Source organism: Streptomyces sp. NPDC085927 (assembly GCF_044540975.1).
Lineage (GTDB): Bacteria > Actinomycetota > Actinomycetes > Streptomycetales > Streptomycetaceae > Streptomyces > Streptomyces hirsutus.
This window is the reverse complement of the sequence record NZ_JBITSN010000040.1, coordinates 1-6,301: the sequence shown is the minus strand read 5'-3', so window position 1 is coordinate 6,301 and position 6,301 is coordinate 1. Positions and strand designations below refer to the sequence as shown.

At 68.7% G+C, this 6,301-nt stretch carries 6 protein-coding genes; 4 read left to right on the top strand and 2 right to left on the bottom strand.

Going from position 1 to position 6,301, the window contains the following annotated elements; genetic code table 11:
- Positions 1–418: 418 nt before the first annotated feature.
- The gene (locus ACIF80_RS37420) at positions 419–751 is read left to right on the top strand and encodes a MerR family transcriptional regulator (RefSeq protein ID WP_399813493.1); all 333 of its coding nucleotides are present in this window, start codon (positions 419–421) and stop codon (positions 749–751) included.
- Positions 752–808: 57 nt separating this feature from the next.
- Positions 809–1,612, top strand: coding sequence for a hemolysin III family protein (locus tag ACIF80_RS37415; RefSeq protein WP_399813492.1), 804 nt, complete (start codon positions 809–811; stop codon positions 1,610–1,612).
- Between the two features lie 447 nt (positions 1,613–2,059).
- Here the strand turns inward: ACIF80_RS37415 and ACIF80_RS37410 are convergent, their stop codons facing one another.
- The gene (locus ACIF80_RS37410; protein ID WP_399813489.1) at positions 2,060–3,550 is read right to left on the bottom strand and encodes an FG-GAP repeat protein; all 1,491 of its coding nucleotides are present in this window, start codon (positions 3,548–3,550) and stop codon (positions 2,060–2,062) included.
- Positions 3,551–4,266: 716 nt separating this feature from the next.
- Here ACIF80_RS37410 and ACIF80_RS37405 point away from each other — a divergent pair.
- Together ACIF80_RS37405 and ACIF80_RS37400 are read left to right on the top strand one after the other, a co-directional pair.
- Positions 4,267–4,560, top strand: a complete 294-nt coding sequence (locus tag ACIF80_RS37405; RefSeq protein ID WP_399813487.1) for a transposase — start codon at positions 4,267–4,269, stop codon at positions 4,558–4,560.
- A 414-nt stretch (positions 4,561–4,974) separates the two neighbouring features.
- Positions 4,975–5,547: a hypothetical protein gene (locus ACIF80_RS37400; RefSeq protein WP_399813485.1), complete on the top strand. Its 573-nt coding sequence runs from the start codon at positions 4,975–4,977 to the stop codon at positions 5,545–5,547.
- Positions 5,548–5,696: 149 nt separating this feature from the next.
- Here the strand turns inward: ACIF80_RS37400 and ACIF80_RS37395 are convergent, their stop codons facing one another.
- The gene (locus ACIF80_RS37395; RefSeq protein WP_399813483.1) at positions 5,697–6,083 is read right to left on the bottom strand and encodes a hypothetical protein; all 387 of its coding nucleotides are present in this window, start codon (positions 6,081–6,083) and stop codon (positions 5,697–5,699) included.
- Positions 6,084–6,301 lie beyond the last annotated feature (218 nt).

Here is a 6,301-nt window from a genome sequence, read left to right as displayed (position 1 = left end):
AGGCGTCGGCTGCGGGCGCGCGCACCGGGAGGTTCGGCAGTGGGGTTCCAAGCCGGAGCAGTTGCAGGACGGGCGACGGGGCCGGCTGCCGAAGAATGGCGCTGTAACAGGCCACCAGTAGTTCGCATCACCAGCAGTACGCAGGAGAGCAGTACCGGCAATGAGGGAATGAACGGAGGAAGTGGACGCCATCAGGATCGCCCGGGTCGAAGTCTGAGCCCGGGTACCGCAGGACATCGATAGTGAGGTGGTCTCCGGTCGAGCAACCGCGATCCCAGCATTCCCGGCAGCATTTGGGCCGGGTGTGCGGTGACAGAAGGCCGGCGCAGTAGTAGGGCCGGCAGATGGTGTAGCAGTTCCTTCGGGCCCTGGCGCCGTACGGCGCCAGGGCCCTCCACGCGTTTTACAGAGAGGTCAGATGACAGCAGACGATTCCTTCGGCCGTCTCGACGACGACGACTACCCCGCCTACACCATGGGCCGGGCCGCCGAGATGCTCGGCACCACGCAGGGCTTCCTGCGCGCCATCGGGGACGCCCGTCTGATCACCCCGCTGCGCTCTGCGGGCGGACACCGCCGCTACTCCCGCTACCAGCTGCGGATCGCGGCCCGCGCCCGGGAACTCGTCGACCACGGGACTCCCATCGAGGCAGCCTGCCGCATCGTCATCCTCGAAGACCGGCTCGAGGAAGCCCAGCGCATCAACGCCGAATACCGCCGCACCGTATCCCTGCACACAGCCGGCATCTGACCCGTGGCCCGCGGCGACGCGCCCGGCCGTACTCCACCGATTCAAGAATACGAGCGCATGATCGCCGAAGACACTCAGCCGTCGGCCCACGGACGGGAGCCCCAGCCCGGCCCCGGCAGCATGCCCGACGCCCTGCGCACTCCGGCGGTTGATGCGCCTTCCGGCGCAGCCGGTCGACTGACTGCCGGGCAGGCAGCCGCCGGTTTGGAAGGCGGGGTGGAGCGCGCGGCAGCTGCGTTGAAGCCGAGATTGCGCGGCTGGCTGCACGCCGGTGTGTTCCCCCTGGCGCTGGTCGGCGGGATCGTCCTGATCACCGTTTCGCGCTCGGCGGCGGCCGTGGCGGCGTGCTCAGCGTATGCGGTGTCGGCCTGCCTGCTGTTCGGTACCAGCGCGGTCTACCACCGCGGGACGTGGGGTCCGCGCGGGGAGGCGGTCCTGCGGCGGCTGGACCACGCGAACATCTTCCTGATCATCGCCGGCACTTACACCCCGCTGGCGGTACTGCTGCTGCCCGCAGGCCGGCAGGTGGTGCTGCTGGCCCTGGTGTGGGCGGGCGCCCTGGCCGGCATCGCCTTTCGCATCCTGTGGATCGGGGCTCCCCGCTGGCTGTACACCCCGTGCTACATCGCGCTGGGTTGGGTGGCCGTCTTCAACCTGCCCGACTTCGCGCGCACCGGCGGCACCGCAGTCGTCGCCCTCGTCATCGCCGGCGGCCTGCTCTACACCGCGGGCGCCGTTGTCTACGGACTCAAGCGCCCCGACCCCTCCCCGGCCTGGTTCGGTTTCCACGAGGTCTTCCACGCCCTGACCATCGCCGCCTTCAGCGCGCACTACACGGCCATCCTCCTGGCAGCCACATAACCGCGTCCGGAGCATGCCGAAGCGCAGGACTCGAGGGCGGGCCCTTGGCCGCGCAGGGCCCGAGAGAGGCTGATGGGCGCGGCGGGCCCGGGGCCCCGTGGTGCAATGTGGCCTGTCCGGTACCGGGCTCGGCAAACTCTTTCGAGCATCCCGGGCGGAGTCCTGAGCGTCATCAAGCAGTGAAGGAGTTGCTGTGACCGCAAGCGGGCCGGACGGCGGGCGAGTGGGTGTGCGTGGCCAGTTCCGCGAGGAACCGGCGGTGGACGGCGTGAAGTCGAAGAGCATGTCCGTGGGTGAACACACGCAGGAACGTGCCCAGCGTGGACGGGGCGCGAATACCACCGAACACCGCCGGCATCGCCCCGTGACAGACCTGCGCCACCCCCTGATGAACCCTGTGACGGGACCTGTCCGCCACATGATCAGCGGAGCGTCGGGGGCGCCGAGTCACTCGTCGATCGACGTACCGAAGCGCGCGTCGGTTCCGGAAGCGCCGAGCGAGCCTCCGCCGTACGACCACGATCCGGTGCTCACCGTCCCGGTCGTGGAGGCGGCAAGCCACCAGACCACCCCGTCGTCGGTGTTCTCGCCGGGTGCCGCGGCCAGCAGCTCGGAGCGGCCGTCGGCGTCCGTGTCGGCGAGCCGGACCTGTCCGCCCCAGCGGTCCCCCTTCTCCGCCGTGCCGGGCACGCCCGCCAAGCTCTGGTCGAAGGACTTCGCGTCCACCGCTGTCAGCCCGGTGGCCGAGCCGCGCAGGATTCGCACCCCGCCCGCGTCCGCCACGGTACCGACGTCCTCGCCCGGCACGCCCACGGCCAGATCGGCGTACCCGTCGCCGTCGATGTCGGCGAGGGAGACGTCGGCGCCGAAGGCGTCGCCGAGTTCGGCGGTGCCGGGCACACCGGCAGTGTTCTGGGTCCACACCTGGTCGGGTGTGCCGAGTTCGTTCACGTCGTCCATGCCGTTCTCGGAGCCCAGGTAGACGCCGACGACTCCGCCCGTGAGGGGTTCGTTCTCGTCCTCGGGCTTGTCGGGCTTGCCGTAGACCAGGTCGTCGTATCCGTCGTTGTCGATGTCGCCGGAGGCCGTGGCGGAGCCGCCGGCGAGGCCGCGGGTGTAGGCCGGCCCGTCTGCGGCGCCCATGTACAGGGAGGACCGTGGCCTGTAGTCCTCCTCCAGGCTGCTGCCGGACACGAGCAGGTCCGCGTATCCGTCGCCGTCGTAGTTTCCGGTGGTCAGGGAAGCGGGCTGCATCGAGTCGCGGCCGGGAACACCGGCGGTGTCGAGTCGGCCCGCCCCTTCCAGGGAGCCGGCGCCGTAGGCGAACAGAGAAGCGCCTTCGCGGTCGGCCACGGCAAGGACGTCGCCCGGTGTGGTTCCGGAGAGCCGGGCGGCGGCGACGGCCAGGCCGAACCGGGCGTCCGCCGCGGGCGCGCCCGACCCCAGGGTGACGCTGCGGGCGGGGGTCAGTCCGGCCTGGGATCCGTAGAGGACCGTCACCCGGCCCGCGTCGCTCACGGAACCCTCGTCCTCACCCGGTGCGGCGACGATCGCGTCGTCGTAGCCGTCGGCGTCGAGGTCCCCCGTGGCCACGGCGGTGCCGAAGCCGTCACCGGACTCGGCGGAGCCCGGGACGCCCGCGGTCGCCTGACCGAAGACGGCGGTGCGGACCCGGGGGATGCTGGTGGCGGTACCTATGCCACTCGTGGCGCCGTACTGGACGGTGACGTAGCCCGCCCCCTTCTTGCCGCCGTCGGTGCCGCCCGGAGCGCCGGTCAGGACGTCGTCGTAGCCGTCGCCGTCGAAGTCGCTGTTGCGGTCGTCGGCGTAGGTGCCTCCGGGCGTGCCCGCGAAGGCTGTGGGCGCGGCGGTGAGGGCCACACCGCTCAGCAGCAGGAATGACGCGGCAGCAACGGCCGTGGAACGTCTGTGGGTCATGATCTGCTCCCGTGTGCGGGTCAACCGGGGGTCGCGGACACAGGTTGGATCCATGACGCACAGGAAAAGTTGCGGCCCGCCGGTCTTCTGTGACAGAGCGGTGACGCGTCGGGGCCCGGGAGTCTGCTGCCCTTGCCTCCGGGGAGTCGGGGCCCGCCCCTGGTCCGGTGGGCCACCGGCCGCGGCCGGCCGGGGCGGGACGAACCGTGGCGTCGCGTACGTCTCCATGGGGTCACGTGCCCACGGTTTCCGAGGCCGCCTGCCGAGGACACGGCTCTCGACGTCCCACCCGTCGAGGCTCTCCCAACGGGCCGGAACCCAGTGTCCGTATCGCCGATCGCCGCGGACCCAAGGCGGCCGCCGCAGGAGAACCCGTCCCCGTCGCGCAGCACCCGACGGTTTGAACTGGAAAAACGGCATCCCCCGCGCCACGGACCCACAGGGGCGCGGCGCGGGCGCAGGCCATGGACTCGCTGCCGTCCTCAGCGCGAGGAGCCGCCTGAGACACCCCGCGTCTGAGAGGGTATTTGGGATCTGCCGTGCCTCAGGGTGCGGATGGTCGTAGAACCGGACGTGAGTGGTGCTGGGAAGCGGTATTCGCCGGACCTGACCGACGAGCAGTGGGCGTTGCTGGAACTGCTGCCGTCTGCGCCGCGAACAGGACCGAAGGGCGGGCGGCGGGAGAAGCATCCGCGCCGGCGGACGGGGACGCGATCATGTATGCGGTGCGAACAGGGTGCGCTTGGCGACAGCTGCCGCACGACTTTCCGCCCTGGCAGACCGTGTACTGGTACTTCGTGCGCTGGCACGACGCGGGCACGGTCATTCGCATCCACGATGCCCTGCGCAACCAGGTCCGTCAGGGCGAGGGCCGGAATGCCGAGCCCACGGCCGGGCTGATCGACTCGAAGTCGATACGCACTGCAGAAACCGTCCCGGCAGACACCCGTGGCTTCGACGTGGGCAAGAAAGCCAAGGGCCGCTCACTGACACCCTCGGCCTGCTGCTGACCGTCCATGTCATGGCGGCCAGCATCCAGGACCGCGGCGGCGCAAGGCGCTCGCTGCTTCGGACCCGACTGGACCACCCAACGGTGTCCTCACCTTGGAGCGGCAACGCTGAAAAATCATTCATTAGTGAAATGCGCGAAGATTTCTATTGTCCTCATTAATGAACAGTCAAGGCCTTTGGGTCAGTTAATCCCTGTGCTTCCTGTCTCAGGCCCTGGCATCATCTGCTGACCATGCGACAACGAGCCTTCAACGAGGCGATCTCGCGACGATGAAAGGCTGCCTGTGCACAACGGCATACGACGCGCGCTGACGTTCGCCGTCCTGTCAGCCATCTCTGCGGCCGCCACAGCCTGCGGTCCAGTAGGCGGCCCCACCAGCAGGACCCAGTCCTCCGCATCCGCGCAACGGCCATTGACTGAGGCAGACCTGACGGAGGCACTGCCTGACGGCGGAGAACTCCCGGGCTTCGTAGCCGTGCCGCAGGACTTGGCTCTTCTGGAAGCCGAGGACGTCGTCACAGCGGACACGGCTGCGTGCCGTCCGATCGCCGACATGATGAGTGTGCATCCCCGGCATCCGCGTAACGCAATGGTCTGGGCGACCATGAAGCCCCAAGGCGCGCCTGCAGACGCGACGCCCGGCAGCCTGACCCTGACCAGCCACGAAGACAAGGCTGCCCGAGCATGGATGGCTGAACTCAAGCAAGCCCTGTCCAACTGCACCGAGTTCACCGCCACATCCAAGCGTGGCTGGACTCACCGGTTCAGCGTGCGGCCGCTTCCCCAGGTGAAGGCCGGAGACGACTCCGTCAACTACGTGCTTACCAACGCCCTTGCTCCCGATGGCAAGGGAAACGTCATGACTGTCGTTCGCACAGGCGGTGCCTTCGCCACCTATCTCATGGACCAAGACGCAGGTAAGCCTGTCCCTGTTGCCGTTGCCAATCAGCAGCACAAGAAGCTGCAAGGTGCAGTCAACTCCTGAGCAACAGCATCTGGGCGCTGGGAAACGGAGGAACTGTCAGGACCTGTGGATCACGTCAACTCGGTGCTCGATTCGGATGTTGGAGTCGGAGGCTCGCCGCGTTGCGGACGCGACGGGTTCGTCCTTGTTCGGCGAGCAGAGTAAGGGCGTCACATGAGGTAACGATCCGTGCGGCCGCAGCGGTCCGCTGGAACCAGTCGGATGCGGTGATGAGCTCCTCTGCGGCCCATGGCTCGTCCAGGGCGACGGATCTCAGCAGGGTCCACTCGCTCAGGCGGCGGGTGAGGAAGGGGGGCCCCGATGACCTCGGCCATGGCGTGAGCCCAGGCGGTGAACCGGGCGTCGGTCAACAGTTGGGAGGCCCGGCGGCCGAGGTGGTGGACCACCGCGCTCTGCGCCATCTGCACGTCCTCGTCACCCAGCACAGCAGTCACCAAGTCGGCCTCCTCCGCCTTCGGGGCGACGTCCAAAGCCTGGAGGTAGTGGGCGTGACGCCGGTGCTCAGCCGGTTCGTGGTTGAGGTGCGGGTCGGTCATACGGTCACCCTTTCGGGCCGTTCGCCCGGCTGGCCGCGTTCGAGGAGGTACGGGCGGAGGACCGGGAAGTGACGGCCCAGAGGGTGGTAATCACAGCCGGGGCGTGGGCCGTTAGGACCTCTTAGGGCTCGCAGATCAATAAACCGTGGCTTTCCGATTGATGGTTCGTTGGTCTGGCATGAGTGGGTTGGACAAGCAACGGACAGCAATGGCAGCGA

Coding starts and splice junctions, on each gene's coding strand:
- ACIF80_RS37420 (WP_399813493.1), top strand. CDS start 419: ATGACAGCAGACGATTCCTTCGGCCGTCTCGACGACGACGACTACCCC.
- ACIF80_RS37405 (WP_399813487.1), top strand. CDS start 4,267: ATGTATGCGGTGCGAACAGGGTGCGCTTGGCGACAGCTGCCGCACGAC.
- ACIF80_RS37395 (WP_399813483.1), bottom strand. CDS start 6,083: ATGACCGACCCGCACCTCAACCACGAACCGGCTGAGCACCGGCGTCAC.
- ACIF80_RS37410 (WP_399813489.1), bottom strand. CDS start 3,550: ATGACCCACAGACGTTCCACGGCCGTTGCTGCCGCGTCATTCCTGCTG.
- ACIF80_RS37415 (WP_399813492.1), top strand. CDS start 809: ATGATCGCCGAAGACACTCAGCCGTCGGCCCACGGACGGGAGCCCCAG.